General features: G+C 37.5%; 14 protein-coding genes. 8 read left to right on the forward strand and 6 right to left on the reverse strand.

Going from position 1 to position 18,903, the window contains the following annotated elements; genetic code table 11:
- Positions 1-19: 19 nt before the first annotated feature.
- From FJV36_RS09030 to FJV36_RS09045, 4 genes are read right to left on the reverse strand one after another with little or no spacing between them, the layout of a single operon-like run.
- Positions 20-5,722: a type IX secretion system membrane protein PorP/SprF gene (locus FJV36_RS09030; protein WP_158981035.1), complete on the reverse strand. Its 5,703-nt coding sequence runs from the start codon at positions 5,720-5,722 to the stop codon at positions 20-22.
- A 1-nt stretch (position 5,723) separates the two neighbouring features.
- A complete protein-coding gene (locus FJV36_RS09035) occupies positions 5,724-7,181 on the reverse strand; it encodes a gliding motility-associated C-terminal domain-containing protein (RefSeq protein WP_158728172.1) in 1,458 nt (485 codons plus the stop codon).
- A 44-nt stretch (positions 7,182-7,225) separates the two neighbouring features.
- Positions 7,226-8,524 (reverse strand): hypothetical protein, encoded by a 1,299-nt coding sequence (locus FJV36_RS09040; protein ID WP_158728173.1) that lies wholly within the window; start codon positions 8,522-8,524, stop codon positions 7,226-7,228.
- A gap of 53 nt (positions 8,525-8,577) precedes the next feature.
- Complete coding sequence (locus FJV36_RS09045) at positions 8,578-9,018, reverse strand: hypothetical protein (RefSeq protein ID WP_158728174.1); 441 nt, start codon at positions 9,016-9,018, stop codon at positions 8,578-8,580.
- 784 nt (positions 9,019-9,802) lie between these two features.
- Here FJV36_RS09045 and FJV36_RS09050 point away from each other — a divergent pair.
- The 7 genes from FJV36_RS09050 to FJV36_RS09080 all read left to right on the forward strand — a co-directional run bounded on the left by FJV36_RS09050 (position 9,803) and on the right by FJV36_RS09080 (position 15,598).
- A complete protein-coding gene (locus FJV36_RS09050; RefSeq protein WP_158728175.1) occupies positions 9,803-10,951 on the forward strand; it encodes a DNA polymerase III subunit delta' in 1,149 nt (382 codons plus the stop codon).
- Between the two features lie 5 nt (positions 10,952-10,956).
- Entirely contained in the window at positions 10,957-11,340 is a 384-nt protein-coding gene (locus tag FJV36_RS09055; RefSeq protein ID WP_158728176.1) for a DoxX family protein, read from the forward strand.
- Between the two features lie 36 nt (positions 11,341-11,376).
- A complete protein-coding gene (locus FJV36_RS09060) occupies positions 11,377-11,886 on the forward strand; it encodes an acyl-CoA thioesterase (protein ID WP_158728177.1) in 510 nt (169 codons plus the stop codon).
- A 183-nt stretch (positions 11,887-12,069) separates the two neighbouring features.
- On the forward strand, positions 12,070-13,077 hold the full coding sequence (gene recA, locus FJV36_RS09065) for a recombinase RecA (RefSeq protein WP_086454890.1): 1,008 nt from the start codon (positions 12,070-12,072) through the stop codon (positions 13,075-13,077).
- A gap of 153 nt (positions 13,078-13,230) precedes the next feature.
- Entirely contained in the window at positions 13,231-13,641 is a 411-nt protein-coding gene (locus FJV36_RS09070; RefSeq protein WP_158728178.1) for a hypothetical protein, read from the forward strand.
- A 15-nt stretch (positions 13,642-13,656) separates the two neighbouring features.
- Positions 13,657-14,205 carry an RNA polymerase sigma factor gene (locus FJV36_RS09075; protein ID WP_158728179.1) on the forward strand — a complete coding sequence of 183 codons (549 nt, stop codon included), beginning with the start codon at positions 13,657-13,659 and terminating at the stop codon, positions 14,203-14,205.
- On the forward strand, positions 14,195-15,598 hold the full coding sequence (locus FJV36_RS09080; RefSeq protein WP_158728180.1) for a hypothetical protein: 1,404 nt from the start codon (positions 14,195-14,197) through the stop codon (positions 15,596-15,598). Before FJV36_RS09075 ends, FJV36_RS09080 begins: the two co-directional genes overlap by 11 nt.
- On the opposite strand, the gene FJV36_RS09085 is transcribed toward FJV36_RS09080, so the two are convergent.
- Positions 15,582-16,343 (reverse strand): 1-acyl-sn-glycerol-3-phosphate acyltransferase, encoded by a 762-nt coding sequence (locus FJV36_RS09085; protein ID WP_158728181.1) that lies wholly within the window; start codon positions 16,341-16,343, stop codon positions 15,582-15,584. The genes FJV36_RS09080 and FJV36_RS09085 overlap by 17 nt on opposite strands.
- A gap of 247 nt (positions 16,344-16,590) precedes the next feature.
- On the opposite strand from FJV36_RS09085, the gene trpS reads away from it, so the two are divergent.
- Positions 16,591-17,565 (forward strand): tryptophan--tRNA ligase, encoded by a 975-nt coding sequence (trpS, locus tag FJV36_RS09090; protein WP_158728182.1) that lies wholly within the window; start codon positions 16,591-16,593, stop codon positions 17,563-17,565.
- Between the two features lie 308 nt (positions 17,566-17,873).
- Here the strand turns inward: trpS and FJV36_RS09095 are convergent, their stop codons facing one another.
- Positions 17,874-18,428 (reverse strand): transposase, encoded by a 555-nt coding sequence (locus FJV36_RS09095; protein ID WP_158728883.1) that lies wholly within the window; start codon positions 18,426-18,428, stop codon positions 17,874-17,876.
- Between the last annotated feature and the right edge of the window lie 475 nt (positions 18,429-18,903).

An 18,903-nucleotide genomic window follows, 5' to 3' on the forward strand; every position in this document is an offset into this window, starting at 1 on the left:
TCCCAATCCTCATTCACGATTAATTTTCAACTTTTATAACAACCATTTTTGCATTATACGGTTTACTTCCTCTTGACTCTATTGTTTTAGTCGCTTCATCTAAAATATCAAATCGTGTCGTATAGATGAAATAATTAGAAGACTTCACATCAAAGAAGAAATTCACGTTACTTTCACCTGCTGCAACCGTTTTGGTTAGGAAAGCATCACGTTTTGCAACGTCTGCATGAACCGCATAAACTATATAATATCCTGTTTCAACATTTTTAATGTTCTTGATAATTTGCATATTCAACTGCTCGTTACCAAAATCAAAATCTTCTTGTTTCAATGGTATTGCACTGACTTTGGTATTTTCCTTAATACGTTTTAAGGTTTCCTGATCTCTTGCAAAACGATCGTCTTCATTTTGGAAATTCGCACGTTTTATACGACGTTTTTTCTCTATTTCGGTATCCACTTTAATTTGCTCTAAGGCAGCAAGTAAGTTTTTATTTGACAATTCCGCTTTCAATTGTTCCGCCTTCAATTGTTCGATACTTTGTAAGTAGCTTAGCGTAAGCGCATCATTCTTATTTGGAACTTTTTTAATTCGCTCGTCATACAATGCCTTAAAGTTACTCAATAATTGATTCTGATTTTGATTTACTATCGCAATTTCTGCTTTTAAGTTATCAAGCTCAGCATTTTGAGCGGCAGCACTCTTAAACGGTTTTGGCGCGCTAGCAATTCCTTTATCACTTAAATCGTTTTCTGTTTTTAAATCTTGAAGCTCTTTTTCCTTCAGTTTTACTTTCTCGTTCAATTGAGATAATAATTGTTGCTGAGTTCTACCTGCTATGTCAAGAGTTTCAGCAATTTTATCCATTGATTTAGAATTTTCATCCTTCGGTTTATTCAGAGCAGCCAACTTAGCTTGCGCGTCGGCATCTGCTTTCGCTTTGGCATCAGCTTCTGCTTTAGCTTTAGCGTCGGCGGCTAATTTTTGTTTCGCAGCTTCGGCATCGGCTTTAGCTTTAGCGTCGGCGGCTAATTTTTGTTTCGCAGCGTCGGCTTCTGCTTTCGCTTTGGCATCGGCAGCTTGTTTGGCGGCTTCGGCATCAGCTTTTGCTTTAGCTTCGGCGGCTAATTTCTGTTTCGCAACTTCCGCATCAGCTTTCGCTTTAGCGTCGGCGGCTAATTTTTGTTTCGCAGCTTCGGCATCGGCTTTAGCTTTAGCATCAGCAGCTTGTTTGGCGGCTTCGGCATCAGCTTTCGCTTTTGCTTCGGCGGCTAATTTCTGTTTTGCAACTTCGGCATCGGCTTTCGCTTTGGCTTCGGTAGCTTGTTTGGCGGCTTCGGCATCTGCTTTCGCTTTTGCTTCGGCGGCTAATTTCTGTTTTGCAACTTCAGCATCGGCTTTCGCTTTGGCTTCGGTAGCTTGTTTCGCAGCTTCGGCATCAGCTTTCGCTTTAGCTTCGGCGGCTAATTTCTGTTTCGCAACTTCGGCATCGGCTTTCGCTTTGGCTTCGGTAGCTTGTTTCGCAGCTTCGGCATCCGCTTTCGCTTTAGCGTCAGCGGCCAATTTCTGTTTTGCAACTTCCGCATCGGCTTTCGCTTTGGCTTCGGTAGCTTGTTTCGCAGCTTCGGCATCAGCTTTCGCTTTAGCGTCAGCGGCCAATTTCTGTTTTGCAACTTCGGCGTCGGCTTTCGCTTTGGCTTCGGTAGCTTGTTTTGCAGCTTCGGCATCCGCTTTAGCTTTAGCATCAGCGGCTAATTTCTGTTTTGCAACTTCCGCATCGGCTTTCGCTTTGGCTTCGGTAGCTTGTTTGGCGGCTTCGGCATCCGCTTTCGCTTTAGCGTCAGCAGCTAATTTTTGTTTTGCAACTTCGGCATCGGCTTTCGCTTTGGCTTCGGTAGCTTGTTTGGCGGCTTCGGCATCTGCTTTGGCTTTAGCATCAGCGGCTAATTTCTGTTTTGCAACTTCGGCATCGGCTTTCGCTTTCGCTTCGGCAGCTTGTTTGGCGGCTTCGGCATCTACTTTGGCTTTAGCATCAGCGGCTAATTTCTGTTTTGCAACTTCCGCATCGGCTTTCGCTTTGGCTTCGGTAGCTTGTTTGGCGGCTTCGGCATCTGCTTTAGCTTTAGCGTCAGCTCCTAATTTTTCTCTAGCTTCGGCATCCGCTTTTGCTTTGGCATCGACAGCTTGTTTGGAGGCTTCAGCATCAACCTTGGTTTTATTGTCAGTGGCTAATTTCTGTTTTGCAACTTCCGCATCGGCTTTTGCTTTGGCTTCGGTAGCTTGTTTCGCAGCTTCTGCATCTGCTTTGGCTTTAGCTTCGGCTCCTAATTTTTCTCTAGCTTCAGCATCTGCTTTCGCTTTGACATCGGCAGCTTGTTTGGCGGCTTCGGCATCTGCTTTGGCTTTAGCGTCAGCAGCTAATTTCTGTTTTGCAACTTCCGCATCGGCTTTCGCTTTGGCTTCGGTAGCTTGTTTGGCGGCTTCGGCATCTGCTTTGGATTTAGCATCAGCAGCTAATTTCTGTTTTGCAGCTTCGGCATCGGCTTTGGCTTTAGCGTCAGCGGCCAATTTCTGTTTTGCAACTTCGGCATCGGCTTTCGCTTTGGCTTCGGTAGCTTGTTTGGCGGCTTCGGCATCTGCTTTGGCTTTAGCATCAGCGGCTAATTTCTGTTTTGCAACTTCGGCATCGGCTTTCGCTTTCGCTTCGGCAGCTTGTTTGGCGGCTTCGGCATCTACTTTGGCTTTAGCATCAGCGGCTAATTTCTGTTTTGCAACTTCCGCATCGGCTTTCGCTTTGGCTTCGGTAGCTTGTTTGGCGGCTTCGGCATCTGCTTTAGCTTTAGCGTCAGCTCCTAATTTTTCTCTAGCTTCGGCATCCGCTTTTGCTTTGGCATCGATAGCTTGTTTGGAGGCTTCGGCATCAACCTTGGTTTTATTGTCAGCGGCTAATTTCTGTTTTGCAACTTCCGCATCGGCTTTTGCTTTGGCATCGGCAGCTTGTTTCGCAGCTTCGGCATCTGCTTTGGCTTTAGCGTCGCCGGCTAATTTCTGTTTTGCAACTTCCGCATCGGCTTTCGCTTTGGCTTCGGTAGCTTGTTTCGCAGCTTCTGCATCTGCTTTGGCTTTAGCTACGGCTCCTAATTTTTCTCTAGCTTCAGCATCTGCTTTCGCTTTGGCATCGGCAGCTTGTTTCGCAGCTTCTGCATCTGCTTTGGCTTTAGCGTCAGCAGCTAATTTCAGTTTTGCAACTTCTGCATCGGCTTTTGCTTTGGCTTCGGTAACTAGTTTCGCAGCTTCGGCATTTGCTTTGGCTTTAGCGTCAGCAGCTAATTTCTGTTTTGCAGCTTCGGCATCGGCTTTCGCTTTGGCTTCGGTAGCTTGTTTCGCAGCTTCGGCATCTGCTTTGGCTTTAGCTTCGGCTCCTAATTTTTCTCTAGCTTCAGCATCTGCTTTCGCTTTGGCATCGGCAGCTTGTTTCGCAGCTTCTGCATCTGCTTTGGCTTTAGCGTCAGCAGCTAATTTCAGTTTTGCAACTTCTGCATCGGCTTTTGCTTTGGCTTCGGTAACTAGTTTCGCAGCTTCGGCATTTGCTTTGGCTTTAGCGTCAGCAGCTAATTTCTGTTTTGCAGCTTCGGCATAGGCTTTCGCTTTGGCTTCGGTAGCTTGTTTCGCAGCTTCGGCATCTGCTTTGGCTTTAGCTTCGGCTCCTAATTTTTCTCTAGCTTCAGCATCTGCTTTCGCTTTGGCATCGGAAGCTTGTTTCGCAGCTTCGGCATCTGCTTTGGCTTTAGCGTCAGCAGCTAATTTTTGTTTTGCAGCTTCTGCAGCGTCTCTAACTTTGGCAGCGGCAGTTTGTTTCGCGGCTTCGGCATCTGCTTTGGCTTTGACGTCGGCAGCTATTTTTGCAGCTTCGGCATCCGCTCTGGCTTTAGCATCAGCGGCTAGTTTCTGTTTTGCAGCTTCTGCAGCGGCTCTAACTTTGGCAGCGGCAGTTTGTTTCGCGGCTTCGGCATCTGCTTTAGCTTTAGCGTCAGCTCCTAATTTTTCTCTAGCTTCGGCATCCGCTTTGGCTTTAGCGTCAGCAGCTAGTTTGAGTTTTGCAGCTTCTGCAGCGGCACTAACTTTGGCAGCGGCAGTTTGTTTCGCGGCTTCGGCATCTGCTTTGGCTTTAGCGTCAGCAGCTAGTTTAAGCTTTGCAGCTTCTGCAGCGGCATTAACTTTGGCAGCACCACCTGTTTTGGATGCTTCAGCATCTACCTTAGCTTTAGCATCAGCAGCTAGTTTAAGCTTTGCAGCTTCTGCAGCGGCATTAACTTTGGCAGCAGCGATTTGTTTCGCGGCTTCAGCATCTACCTTAGCTTTAGCATCAGCAGCTAGTTTGAGCTTTGCAGCTTCTGCAGCGGCTCTAACTTTGGCAGCGGCAATCTCTTTCGCGGCTTCGGCATCTGCTTTGGCTTTAGCGTCAGCAGCTAGTTTAGCTTTAGAATCTGGAACAGCTACTTTCGCCTTAGCATCAGCCAATACTTTCGCTCTTGCGTCAGCAGCTAGCTTAGCTTTTGCAGCAGCATCGGCAATTGCTTTATCACGGATCAATTTATTCTCATCTGATTTCGCTTTGGCTTGTGCTTCAGCATCTTGCCTTGCCTTTAAGGCTGCATCTGCAGTAGCTTTGGCCTTAGCGGCTTTTAACTCGTTTTCTTTCTGTATATCAGCAGCAGATTTTTGTGTTACTTTTGTAGTAGGTTGTGTGGTTGGAACCGATTTTGGTTCGAATTTTGGTAATATTGATCCTTCTTCCTCGTCCTCATCACTATATTTACCCTTGAATTTGTATGCTAAGACAATTTCATGTGAAGGTCCAAATTGGGTAAAGTTACCCAATGATTTTTCATAATTATATTCTAAAGCAATTCTAGAGGTTACGTTAATACCTATACCTGCTGAAACACCGTGAAAAGTATTATATCCAGCTTGTGCCCATATCCCTTTTGGGATATTAAACATCATTAAGCCTGAAATAATAGTTTGTTCTTTTTTAATTTCAGTTCGTAAGAGACCTGAAAACTTACTTCGATCAAAAAAACCGTTACTGTATATAAAACCGGTATACATCAAATGTGCCTGAAGAGAACGTTGCGGATCTTGTTGCACCATTTGTGAAGTTTGTAAATTATACAAAACTGCATTTTTTAGAGCAACACCAAAATCAAAGAAAGCGGTACCGTAATTGATTCCTGGAGTTACAACGAGTAACGAATTTGAAGGTATTAAACCTAATGCTGGGTCTGAGTAATTGGTAACGACACCTCCTGCATTGATACCACTTTTGTAAAAACCAACATTCAAACCAAAAATAAGATTATTGTCTTGACTGATATAAACGTTTTGCGCAAAGTTTGCTACACCACCAAAAGTAGTAAGCACCCCTTCATTTTGTTGAAATAATGCAATTCCAATTCCTTTATTCTCTCTAAACCGTCCTGAATAACTGGCTAGATAGGTTTGCGGTGCATCATCAAACTGAACCCACTCTCGTTTATTAAATATTGTAGCATAGGAATTTTGCTCCCTAGCAAAACTAAAAGCAGGATTGATTAAAAATTTATTGAATTTAAGTGAATTTCTAACTGGTACAAAAAAAGAAACCACCCCATTATCTTGTGAATATATGGACTGAAGTACACAGAAAAAAAAACAAAAACTTAAAAAAATATTTTTCATGTTACCTAATTACTGTGATAGAACCCTTTTTAATAATATTGTCTTTTGTTGTAATGATGTAGTAATAAATGGGATTCACGGATATAAAATCCAATCGATTTTCAGGCCAATTATTTTGATAATTTTTGGTATTTAAGACAATTTCGCCCCTAGCATCTAAGATCATCACGGAGGTATTGGTCCCACTAAGATACTGTTGTGGTATGATCCACGTATCATTGATGTCGTCGTTATTAGGACTTATTAAATTTGGTATTAAAATCACATTAGGATCAATAAAAGGGTAATTGATGATAAAAGGTAATTCCTTTTTTGAAATACAGCCTGTTGTTTGTGTTATTGTCAAAGAATATTTTCCTTCTTTAGTTACATTTAGTGTATTTGTACTTGCAGATGCTATTAATGTACCGTTTAAAAACCACTCATAAGTAGGATTATTTGCTGATGTAGTTGCTACAATTTGCTTTGTCTCCCCTTCATTAATAATGGTTGTGTCAGTAACATTTAAGGAACTTGTAAAAGAAGCATTCTCTAAATTAATGCTACCAGTAGAAGTACATCCACCAAAATCAACACGTACGGTATAAGTACCTAATGTGCTTGCTGTATATTCTTGACTTGTTGCACCAGGTATGCTAACATTATTTAAAAACCATTGATAGGAATTCCCAGCTTGCGTACTCAAAATAGTTGGTCCTTCAGAAGAGCAAAAAGGATTTCCTTTACTAGAATTTATAGTTGCAACTGTACCTGAAGCTTCAACTAGAGTAACTCGATTTGAATACGAATCAGAAGTACAGGTTCCGTAATTTGTTTCTACATAATACTTTCCTGGTGTGGTAACTATCAGACTAGGTGTAGTCGCTATAGGAACTGAACTTGGTTCTTTAAACCATTTATAAGTTAACGAAGGATATTTTAAAGGCGACTCATTAGTTCCAATTCCCGGATTATCAATAGTTAATAAATATGAACCACCTTTACAATAGGTTGCGTTCGCAATAAAATTATTAATTGAATATTGTGTGTCTTGCACCTTATAATAGGCTGCAAATGCATTTGAAGAAGGGCTTGTTGCTTCTGGAGAGGTACTTCGCACTCTAATTCTAAAATTTTCACCTCCAGTGGTTGTAGGAACTGCAAAAACAAAGGTTCTTGAAGAAGGTGTTGCAGTAAGTGGTTTTTCTGAGTAACTAAGCGCCAATGGAGCTGAGAAATCTCCAGCTCCATCTGACAGCTCTAGTATAAATTGGTTTGAAGTGTTTAATGAACCTGCAGGGTTAAAAGAAAAACTTACTTCAAAAGTATTGAAACTACTATTAGCACAAATTTTGGTAAAACCAAGAGTAGGCCTATTTATAGTAAATTGTGCGTGTACAGAGTTGATTGCTAGTAAAAACAGCAACAAAAATAAAAATTGGTAGGCTTTAAAAAAAGTAGGGGGGCGTCTACATTTCATAACTAATTTTGCATCAACTTGTCTGCTATTTAAATACAGCATCCTTAATTAGATGCTGTAATTTTTGATAATTGTAAACGAAAATCAGGTCTTTTTTCGTTAGCAAAATCTATAAATGTCTCTGAATTACTTCCGTTAGAAAAGTAGTTGAAAAAATTAGCTTGACCATAATGTGCCTCTAACTCTTCATTGTTTGAATTGTCAACAATAAATATGTTTCCTGCACAGTTATTAAAGTACATTGACTCTAACTTAATTTTAACTAGACTTTCATCGTTCATTTGAATTTTACTATCTAATAAAACAGCTGGTTTAAACCCAGAAATTACAGTACGCTTGCAATTAAGTGAAGCATTTTCAGCAACATATACAGCCTCTTTAACTAAACCAGATTCAATATCAACTTTAATGTTTGCACTGTTGTTAACAAGAGTTAGATTAGTTGCAACTACCATAGTTTGTTTTTTAGAAAAGTCTACTTCTTCCTTCTTGTTATAAGAAGCAATGTCTAAACATCTAGAACCGTTTTTACTAGATAAGAAAGAGGAACGAATGGCAAGAGAATTTGTCAAATTACTTTGAGCACCATAATTAAAACGGTAGTCATCATTACTAGACTTATATGAAACAACTTGAGATAAACTTGTATCACCTCCAAAGATTTCAAAAGAATTACCTCCAGAGAAACTTACCATTATGTTTTGTAGAATAGTTTTGTTTCCGATTCCTGCAAGAAAAAGAGAATTTAAATTACCACCGCCACTAGAAAGTTTAGCTCCTGCAAATTCAATTCGAACGTATCTCATGATACCAGAATTACTTGCAGGGTTGTTACCTCCGTAAGAAGTTAAAGCAGAATTAAAATCACTACCACTACCTGTATTAACGGCAGCTACTCCTCCAAATTTATTTAATGGAGCATCTCCTAAGATTACGATACCGCCCCAATCTCCAGCTTTTCTCAAACTGCGATTAGAAGTAAAAACAATAGGATCTGTTTCAAGACCGTCAGCAATGATGCTAGCTCCTTTAGTGATTATTAAGGTTCCTTTGGTATCAAAGTCACCAATAATTTTGGTTCCAGGCTCAATTGTAAGTACAGCGTTATTGGTCACATAAACATTACCTTGAAGTAGATAAACATTTTTCTTGTACAATTTAGTATTTGCAGTTATGTTTACTGCTAATATTTGATTGGCTTCTCCGTAATCTACTTTGTTGGGCTTAAACTCGGTCCAGTTATTCAACCAGTTATTAAGTCCTGTAATTCCTTTTTCTTGTTGTGCCTGAACACTTGAAATTACCAATAGAAAAATTGTAGCAATTTGGGTGAAATTTTTCATAGGATTAAAATTTAATTAATTAGTGTATTTGGAATATGTAAGTTAGGTGTTTATTACAAACCTTCAAATTCATGCAATGATTTCATTGTAGTTTCAAAAAATAGTATAGCTGCTACTAAAGTATTTTTATCTGCATAAGGCAACATTTTCTTTTGGAAATCAACAGACACCGTTAGAAAGGTTGTTGTTCCTTCTGCAACATCCTCAAGGGCTTTTTTATTCACAGCATCATTAGGAATACCTAAATCAGAAATGGTTACTCCAGGCAATTTTGCCAAAGCTATATTGGGTAATATTTTGACTAAAACTTTAACACGCTCTGTGTACAGCTCAATTAACTCTCCTTTTTGCATGGATTTCAATTGATCTAAATCGTGAAAGGTTCTTATGGAAGCATCTTTGCTAATTATGCTTCTTTCTACAACTTTCGCTTGAGAAAATGCAGCACCCGTCGACAATAAAAAAAAACTTAAAACAATAACTTTCGCTTTCATAATATTATATTAAAAAATTTTATTTAAGGTAACAAATCTAATCATTTAAACTTAAAGTAACATACGTTTTGTTTATTATTTCGGTTTTCAATATCAATTATTAACAATATTTAATTAACAAGTTCGTGAACCCCTTATTTCACTGGCTTCTTTAATTATTAAAACTAAAAATAAAACCAGATTTGATACTTTTTAAGTGTAAAAAAACATTGAATTTATCGTATTTTCACACTTTTTAACAGTCTATTACGTAATAAAAATAATGAAACAAAACTTAAAACCACGTATTTATACCTGTATACCGTCTAAATATATGAAAAAAAACTTAATTACTACGCCTTTTAGAAAATAAATTTTACTTTCCTAATATATTTACCACTTCTAATTTTTACTTTAAAAAAAATGAGTGTGCAAATACATCTTAATAAACACTTTGCAAAAGTAATGCCAAAAAAAAATAAACTTGAAAAAAATTAGAATAACTTCAAAAAAAGGAAAAATCTAAGAAAAAACAATTCATTAAAGATATCAAAAGGGCGATCATTCCTTTTCAAAACTCAAAGTAATACAAACTCAAAGCACTATACAATTAGTGAAAAAATAGAAATAATTTGGTAAAGTCACAAAAAACTTTTTAATAAATATTGTTGTACACTAGAAAAACATGGACTTGTAAATAGCAAGAAGAATGTACGTTAAAAAGTATCAAGTTTTTAAAAACAAACTTATTAAAATTAAAAAAGGAAAAATTTATGACTCAATCATTTTCTATTATCTTTGCTACATGCAATTTTCAGATATCTTAGGACAAGAACACATTAAAAGTCATTTGACAAAAAATGCTAGTTTGGGACGAATTCCACATGCTCAACTATTTGTAGGGCCAGAGGGTTCAGGTACATTGCCCATGGCTATTGCGTATGCACAATACATTATATGTAATAACGCTGATAGCGAAAACAGTGGTATCAATAATACCTGTAACATCAAATTTGAAAAATACGCACATCCTGATTTACATTTCATTTATCCAACGGTAAGCAACGACGTAATTAAAGCTAAACCTAAAAGTATTGATTTTATTACTGAGTGGAGAGCGTTTATAGAACAGAACCCATACGGCAGTTTGTTTGACTGGTATAAAAAATTAGACGTAAAAAATAAGCAAGGCGAAATAAGGGTTGAAGACGCGCAGGAGATTTTAAAATCACTAGCTTTAAAATCATTTGAAGGTGGGTACAAAATCATGATTGTATGGATGGCAGATAAACTAAACATTCCTGCCTCAAATAAATTGTTGAAATTATTAGAAGAACCAAGTGAGAAGACTGTTTTTATCTTAATTTCTGAAAAAGAAGAAGATATTATACAAACCATCCGGTCCCGCTGTCAAGTATTGCATTTTAATGGTTTGAGTGAACCTATTATAGCACAGGCCTTAGTGAATGAATGTAAGGTTGATGCACCAACGGCTCAGAGAATAGCCCATCAAGCCCAGGGGAATTTCAACAAAGCGCTACAATTACTGCAACCAGATAGCGAAACTGATTTTTTTGAAAAATGGTTTGTAGATTGGGTAAGAGCCGCTTTTAGAGCAAAAGGAAATGCCGCAGCTATTCAAGACTTGATACAATGGAGTGAACAAATAGCAGTCTTGGGAAGAGAAACACAAAAGAAGTTTTTACAATTTTGCATTGAAATGTTCCGTCAGGCCTTATTAATCAACTATCAAGCAGAAACTTTAGTATACATAGAGCCTAAGGTCGAGAAATTCAAGCTAGAAAACTTTGCTCCTTTTGTAAACGGAAACAACATTTTTGATATTTACAAAGAACTCTCAGATGCTATGTATCACATAGAGCGTAATGGTAATGCTAAAATTATTCTAACCGATTTATCCATAAAATTAACACGTTTAATTCATAAAAAATAAAATCTATGAACAACATTACTTCCATTTTAATTTTAATTTTTCTTGCTATTACATTTTTACAGTCTAGTTATGACAAGCTTTTTTATTGGAAAGACAATGTAGAGTGGCTAAAAGGTCATTTTGCAAATACTCCGCTAAAAAATCAAGTACCTCTTGCTTTACTAAATATTCTCGTCCTAGAACTAATTACAGGAATATTATGTGTAGTTGGCTGTATCGAACTGTTCATTAACAATGGAAGAATCTTTGGGTTTTACGGCGCTGTATTTGCTTGTATCACTTTACTAATGCTGCTTTTCGGACAGCGTTTGGCTAAGGATTACGACGGCGCAAGAACAATCGTAATTTATTTTATACCCGCTATTTTAGCCGTATATTGGTTAAACTAAACTATTTTTTTCGACATAAAACTTTTTTACACACCTATGACACCAAAAAATCCATCAGAATCTTTAACAATACTTACGGATCTAGTTTTACCAAGTGAAACAAATCCTTTGAACAACCTTTTTGGAGGGGAATTACTTGCACGAATGGATCGTGCTGCAAGTATAGCCGCAAGAAGACATTCCCGCCGAATTGTAGTTACTGCATCTGTAAATCATGTCGCATTCAATAGAGCCATTCCGCTAGGTAGCGTAGTTACTGTTGAAGCAAAAGTTTCAAGAGCTTTTAAGAGTTCTATGGAAATTTACATCGATATCTGGGTAGAGGATAGAGAATCTGGAAATAAAACAAAAGCTAACGAAGCCATCTATACTTTTGTTGCTGTGGATGACACAGGTCGTCCTGTAGAAATACCTCAAATTGTTCCAGAAACAGAACTAGAAAAACAACGTTTTGAAGCAGCCCTTCGTCGCAAACAATTAAGCTTAGTTTTGGCTGGAAAAATGAATCCACACGACGCTACAGAATTGAAGGCTTTGTTTACCTAATAACGATACAATAGAAAATAGATTTCAAATTTTAATCGAAAGAAAAAATTGTAATTGAAAAAGAAGTATTTTTACAAAAGCAATATATCAATTACAACACTAATATAGTGGATCGTCACGTACACCACTTAAATTCATAGCGTTACAAACAAAAAATAGATGAAAGAAAAGGTAAAAGAGAAGATGAGTACAGAAAAAGAATCTAAATTAAAGGCGTTACAACTTACGCTTGACAAACTAGATAAGACCTACGGTAAAGGTACTGTCATGAAAATGGGAGATAAAGCTATTGAAGAAGTAGAAGTAATTTCTTCGGGCTCTTTAGGAGTAGATTTAGCTCTTGGTGTAAATGGATATCCAAAAGGAAGAATTATTGAAATCTACGGACCAGAATCATCAGGTAAAACAACACTAACGTTGCACGCTATTGCCGAAGCTCAAAAAGCAGGAGGAATTGCAGCATTTATAGATGCAGAGCACGCCTTTGATAGAAATTATGCTGAAAAATTAGGGGTAGATATTGAAAACCTTATTATATCTCAACCTGATAACGGCGAACAAGCCTTAGAAATTGCTGAAAACTTAATTCGCTCAGGTGCTATTGACATTGTAGTAATTGACTCCGTAGCTGCCTTGACACCAAAAAGTGAAATTGAAGGAGAAATGGGTGATTCTAAAATGGGATTGCACGCTAGATTAATGTCACAAGCTTTAAGAAAATTAACTGGAACCATAAGCAAAACAAATTGTACGGTATTTTTTATCAACCAGTTGAGAGAGAAAATCGGGGTTATGTTTGGTAATCCAGAAACTACAACGGGTGGTAATGCCTTGAAATTTTATGCATCTGTACGTTTAGACATTCGTCGTTCTACACAAATAAAAGATGGTGATAATGTTTTAGGAAACAGAACCAAAGTAAAAGTGGTTAAAAACAAAGTGGCACCGCCCTTTAAAGTAGCAGAATTTGATATCATGTATGGCGAAGGAATTTCAAAAACAGGTGAGATATTAGACTTAGCCGTTGAATTTGAAATTATTAAGAAAGCAGGTTCTTGGTTTAGTTACGGCGAAACCAAATTAGGTCAAGGTCGTGATGCTGTTAAAACCTTAATTAAAGACAATCCAGAATTAGCCGATGAGCTAGAACTTAAAATTAAAGCTAGAATTAAAGAATTAGCTGGAGAATAATTTTTTAAAAACCCGATTTTTTCGGGTTTTTTTTGCTTTAAACGCAACCTTTTTATCAAAGATACCTCTACTTAAAAAAACAAATGTTTGGGCCGAAGCTACAACTCAACCCACGCCTTTGAAACAAGTGTCAAATTCTAAAAATGTAAAAAGATGAAAAAAATTATTGCTTTAACACTATTATGGGCATCATTCCTGTCTTGCAGCACTGATAATGAATACCCAAATTATAGTTATGAGGTATTGCCTGTTGCTAGTTATGAAGTTCCTGCCTCTTTTAAGCTAGGAGAAACCTACACCATTACACTCAAATACCAACGACCAACTAGTTGCCACGGATATCAAGGATTGTATTACGATAAAAACCTCAACGTAAGAACCATTGGCATACAAACTGTAGTAGACAAAGATCAAATTTGTGATAAGGCTTTACCACCATTATCTGAAGTATCGTTTCGATTTTATGTAACCAATTCGGGTTCGTACATTTTTAAATTTTACAAAGGCAAAGATGCTGCTGGAGTATCTCAATTTGAAGAAAAGGAAATTAAAGTGGAAAACTAAATAGAACATCAAATTGTGGCGTTAGATCAAATCATTGCAAACTGTAAAAAGGACTGTCCGCAAGCACAAGAGGAGCTGTACGGACTGTTTGCAAAAAAACTTTTTGGAGTCTGCCTCAAATATTCTAAAAGTTATGCAGATGCACAAGACAATTTGCATGATGGTTTTATACTCATCTTGGATAAAATAAATCAATTTAGCAACAAAGGTTCTTTTGAAGGTTGGGCCAAAAGAGCTATGATTAACAATGCCTTACAAAAATTTAAAGACGTACGGTTTTTGAATATTGTGGATACCGACTTAGCTGAAGAAGAAATTACAATTGATGATGAACCCATAGCACTGGAAACGCTACTCAAAATGGTACAAGAATTACCTGATCAGTACCGCTTAGTATTTAGTCTCTATGTACTTGACGGATATTCTCACAAGGAAATTGCCGAAACACTCAAAATCACTACCGGCACAACCAAGTCAAATTTGGCCCGAGCCCGAATGATTTTGAGAGAAAAAATAAATTCTTATATCGGTAACACTACTAGAATAAAATACAATGCAAGATAAAAAAAATATAGACCAGTATTTTCAAGAACAATTTAAGGATTTTGAAGCCCAACCTGAGCCACAGGTGTGGCAAGCTATCGAACTGAGTTTACACAAAAGAAAAAAAAGACGAAAGGTATTACCGTTTTGGCTTAAAACAAGTGGAATTGCGGCCTCATTATTGGTAGGGTTATTGCTAGTTCAAAAAACACAATATGAGGGCTCAAAACCTGTAATAAAGATCGTAAACCAATCAAAAACCAGTGAAAAAGAAATGCTCCACAAAAAAAGGATCACCACCAAACCAAACCACTTTGATAGGGAGCCGCAGCAAATAGTGACTAACCAACAACCAAAACAAACACATTATGAAAAAAATAATATACGAGTTACTGGACCTAAAATCAATTCGAACCAAAAGAAGGATAAAAAGGATTATATCGTTCATATCCAAAAAAATAATACATCGGTAATTACCAACGTTACGGTAGATTCGGAAGGATTAGCATTAGCACAACAACAAGAGAACAGCGTAGTTACAAAAGAAATCACAGCCGTACAAAATGAGCAATCAAAGAAACCAATTGCTGACACTGAAATGTTTAATAAGACGCAGGCAGTTACAAATAAACAAGTGAGCGCTACAATAAACACTTTGGAAGAAATTTTAAAAAATAAAAATACGACTCCAGAATCTAACCCAACAAAGGGTAACAAATGGAAAATAACACCTACTATTGCCGCCGTATATTTGAACACAAACAGCAGCGGATCTGCACTGGATCCTCAACTGGCTCAAAATAAAAAAACGAATGACAACTCATCAAGTTATGGGATTGGTATACACTATGCTTTGAACCAAAAAATGAGCCTGCGCAGTGGTATAAACAGATTAGCGTTAGGGTACAATACAAACAATGTGTCCTATACAGCAGGACTACGAAATAATACCGTATCAAACATTAACTTCAGGAATTCTTCATCCATTGAAATTACAAACAACAATGGCGCAACTACCCTATCTAGTTTTGAGAAAAACTTACAAAAAAACAACGTAGGAGCACTAAACCAACAGATGAATTATTTTGAAATTCCTTTTGAAATGTCCTATGCCGTAATTGATAAAAAAATAGGAATACATCTCATTGCAGGGATTAGTACTTTACTTTTAAATGATAATGAAGTCCGATTGGAATCTAAAGGGTTCAATGGAACCCTTGGCAGTGCAACCAATTTAAATTCGGTACACTTTAGTACTAATTTTGGCTTTGGAGTACGCTACAAACTCATAAAATCATTTCAACTCAGTTTAGAGCCCATGCTCAAGTACCAAATCAATACTTTTACAAACAACAGCAGTAACTTTAAGCCGATGGTAATGGGAGTTTATACCGGCATTAGCTATGAGTTTTAGAAGATCCTGCTGCAAATAACAACAACTGATGGTAAATGGTGGAACGCACTTGATCCCGAATTTCTTTTCGATCTACGCCATCAACAGCTGTAGTGGGAACGTGATGGTGAATTTTAACACGCATTAAACCTGGACTACCACTCAAAAAAGTAAATGAAAATCGTTTTTTATTATCAGGTAGCGTAATAGGCACAATAGGAAGTCCGTGCTCTACTGCCAGTCTAAAAGCACCGTCTTTAAAAGTATCCAATACAATAGATTCATCATCAGGGACACCGCCTTCGGGAAAAATACAAATGCTTAAACCTTGTTGAATCCTTTTTTGGGCACTCTTAAAAACTTCTAACCTGCTTTTTGATGAATTTCTATCCACAAGAATGCACGTTCTTTTGTAGAAAAAACCAAATAAGGGAATCTTTGAGAGTTCTTTTTTACCAACAAAAACAAACGGGTTCTTGGTAATAGCCAGCATCAACATAATATCAGTCATAGAAGTATGATTGGCTACAAGCATATAACTCTTGTGTGGAATTAAAGCCTGGTCTTCATCAATTTTATAATAAAAACCCATACCAAATAGGATACACTTGGCCCAAATGCGAGCCATTATAAAAAAGTAAGGATATCCGCGCTCTGAAATTATAGACAACACCAGAAAAGGAAACATCACTAGGATAGGAATGGTCATCAAAATATAAAACCAAATGCGCCACAAAACCCAAAAAATATTTTTGATTGCTTTCATAGCTCCAAAAGTAAGAAATCAGATGGTAAAACGCTCCATGGAAACCTTGTGTTTTTTTATTCAAAAATTAAAACAAAGTTTTCTATGTAAATCTATTTTGTAAAAAATGCTGATTTATGAAACCGAATCGTTTGTTTCTTTTCAAAAAATAAGCAAATAACAATCGGGGCTCCTAATTTTAAAATTTACAATTTTGCACTAATAAATAAAAAACTTTGCGAACTTTGCGGGAAAAGTTAAAATCATAATGGCAAAAATACTTACCGGGGTTCAAAGTACAGGGACACCACATTTAGGAAATCTTCTTGGCGCAATTATACCCGCAATAGCACTCTCAAACAAACCCGAAAATGAATCTTTTTTGTTCATTGCTGATTTGCATTCGGTTACCCAAATAAAAGACGGAGCAACACTACGAACCAATACCTATAGCACAGCAGCAGCTTGGCTGGCTTGTGGATTGAATGTAGAAAAAGTGGTTTTTTACAGACAATCAGATGTGCCACAAACGACAGAATTGTCTTGGTACTTGAGCTGTTTTTTTCCGTTCCAGCGTTTGACTTTGGCACACTCTTTCAAAGACAAATCAGACAGGCTAGATGATGTCAATGCAGGACTGTTCTCCTACCCTATGCTAATGGCCGCTGATATTTTATTGTATGATGCCGAGTTTGTACCAGTAGGAAAAGACCAGTTGCAGCATTTAGAGATCACCCGTGATGTAGCCTCAAGATTCAATCACCAAATGGGCGAAACCTTTGTACTTCCTGAGGCTAAAATTCAAGAAGACAGCATGTTGATTCCAGGTACTAATGGCGGAAAAATGAGTAAATCAGCTAATAATATCATCAATATATTTCTGGATGACAAAGCCTTACGCAAACAAGTCATGAGTATTGAAACCGATAGTACACCACTTGAAGATCCTAAAAATCCAGATACCTGCAATGCTTTTGCTATTTATGATTTATTGGCAACAGAAGAACAATTAGCAGCAATGCGTGCCAATTATCTAGGCGGCAATTACGGTTACGGTCACGCCAAACAAGCCTTGTTTGAATTGATTTGCGAAACCTTTAAAACCGAAAGAGAAAAATACAACTACTACATGAGTAATCTTAACGAGGTAGATGCGCTTTTAAAAATTGGTGCTCAAAAAGCATCGGCTGTGGCCAATGGTGTACTAGCCAAAGTGCGCGAAAAACTAGGATTCGAAATATAATTACCTTTTTAAAATAACCGCAGATGCGCATATTAAAATAATATTTAATCTGCGAATCTCCGGTGCAATACAATTTAAAACGGCGCGAAGTCAGAGACATTCGCGCAGCTGCCTGAAGTTTTTAAAAACGTTTTTTTTTGAATACTTCGAGCAGCTGGGATTTTTTTCTAGAAGCACCACTTCTTTGCGCACCACACGAGTTGTCCCGCTGTACGTTATATCTTGCTGGGCGAACCAGATAGCGCGGATATGTCTATGCACACGATCGCGCGGATTTGCAATCCGTGCCCACACAGTGCATCAACAATCTAAAATAAGTCCAACATTACAACATCTAAATCATTGTCTAAGCCCGCATAACTTCTAGCAGAACTAAAATAGTAATCCTCTGGTGAGCTAACTACTTTCTCTTTTACAGGATTGTTATGGATATAATTCACTTTTTGTTTTATGAACCAATTGGTTTCTATTATTTCAGCGTGATAGCCGTCTTGCCATACTTTATAGCTTTGGTCTCTCTTAAGATGCGCACACGCTTGTTCAAAATAGGCCAAAAGCCACTCCCTGCGACTCTCTGGTTCCTCTTTAATCGTTTGAATAATTTTCTTGGAAGTGTATTTTTTAAAATCACGCATGACATCAGATAGAATAAAACCATTTGTGGCTTTGCACATTAAATGGATATGACTGTGCATAATGCAATACGCATAAATCTCAAGTCCTTTTTTCTCCTGACAATATTGCAAAGCATTAATAATATTATACTTTTGGTTGAGTCGAGTAAATAAATCAACCCAACCTACTGTTGTAATGGTTATAAAATATGCCTGATCTGTAGTTGTTGCTTTATATTTTGTTGACATTTTTTTATTTAAAAATACAATAAAAGCTACAAATAAAACAATTACATATCTTTTATTTTTTGGTTTTCGTGTAAATTTGTTTTGAGGTTACGGATTATGCTTGTGCTCATCGTTCTGGGCACAGATTACAAATCCGCGCTATCGGGTTTTTCGAACACTTATGCATGCAATTCCGCGCTATGACTATCGAGAATGCTCGTCATATCCGCGCGATCGGGAATTTCAAAACAAAAAAGCAACAATTTTACTTGTTACTTTTTGTTTTTACTTGTATTATTTGACTTTGATTGTGGGCACGGAATGCAATTCCGCGCTATCGTACGTAGAGACATATCCGAGCCATAGGGTTTAGACAATGATTTAGATGTTGTAATGTTGGACTTATTTTAGATTGTTGATGCACTGTGTGGGCACGGATAGCGCCCGAGCGATAGCGAACTGACGAAGTAAATCCTTGTTGTCATGACTCGTTGCA

The organism is Flavobacterium sp. I-STPP5a, from assembly GCF_009764685.1.
GTDB lineage: Bacteria > Bacteroidota > Bacteroidia > Flavobacteriales > Flavobacteriaceae > Flavobacterium.

Bases quoted from the DNA above. Each gene is read 5' to 3' on its own strand.
- FJV36_RS09095 (WP_158728883.1), bottom strand. From the start codon at position 18,428: ATGTCAACAAAATATAAAGCAACAACTACAGATCAGGCATATTTTATA.
- recA (WP_086454890.1), top strand. From the start codon at position 12,070: ATGAGTACAGAAAAAGAATCTAAATTAAAGGCGTTACAACTTACGCTT.
- trpS (WP_158728182.1), top strand. From the start codon at position 16,591: ATGGCAAAAATACTTACCGGGGTTCAAAGTACAGGGACACCACATTTA.
- FJV36_RS09055 (WP_158728176.1), top strand. From the start codon at position 10,957: ATGAACAACATTACTTCCATTTTAATTTTAATTTTTCTTGCTATTACA.
- FJV36_RS09050 (WP_158728175.1), top strand. From the start codon at position 9,803: ATGCAATTTTCAGATATCTTAGGACAAGAACACATTAAAAGTCATTTG.
- FJV36_RS09060 (WP_158728177.1), top strand. From the start codon at position 11,377: ATGACACCAAAAAATCCATCAGAATCTTTAACAATACTTACGGATCTA.
- FJV36_RS09085 (WP_158728181.1), bottom strand. From the start codon at position 16,343: ATGAAAGCAATCAAAAATATTTTTTGGGTTTTGTGGCGCATTTGGTTT.
- FJV36_RS09080 (WP_158728180.1), top strand. From the start codon at position 14,195: ATGCAAGATAAAAAAAATATAGACCAGTATTTTCAAGAACAATTTAAG.
- FJV36_RS09040 (WP_158728173.1), bottom strand. From the start codon at position 8,524: ATGAAAAATTTCACCCAAATTGCTACAATTTTTCTATTGGTAATTTCA.
- FJV36_RS09035 (WP_158728172.1), bottom strand. From the start codon at position 7,181: ATGAAATGTAGACGCCCCCCTACTTTTTTTAAAGCCTACCAATTTTTA.
- FJV36_RS09070 (WP_158728178.1), top strand. From the start codon at position 13,231: ATGAAAAAAATTATTGCTTTAACACTATTATGGGCATCATTCCTGTCT.
- FJV36_RS09030 (WP_158981035.1), bottom strand. From the start codon at position 5,722: ATGAAAAATATTTTTTTAAGTTTTTGTTTTTTTTTCTGTGTACTTCAG.
- FJV36_RS09045 (WP_158728174.1), bottom strand. From the start codon at position 9,018: ATGAAAGCGAAAGTTATTGTTTTAAGTTTTTTTTTATTGTCGACGGGT.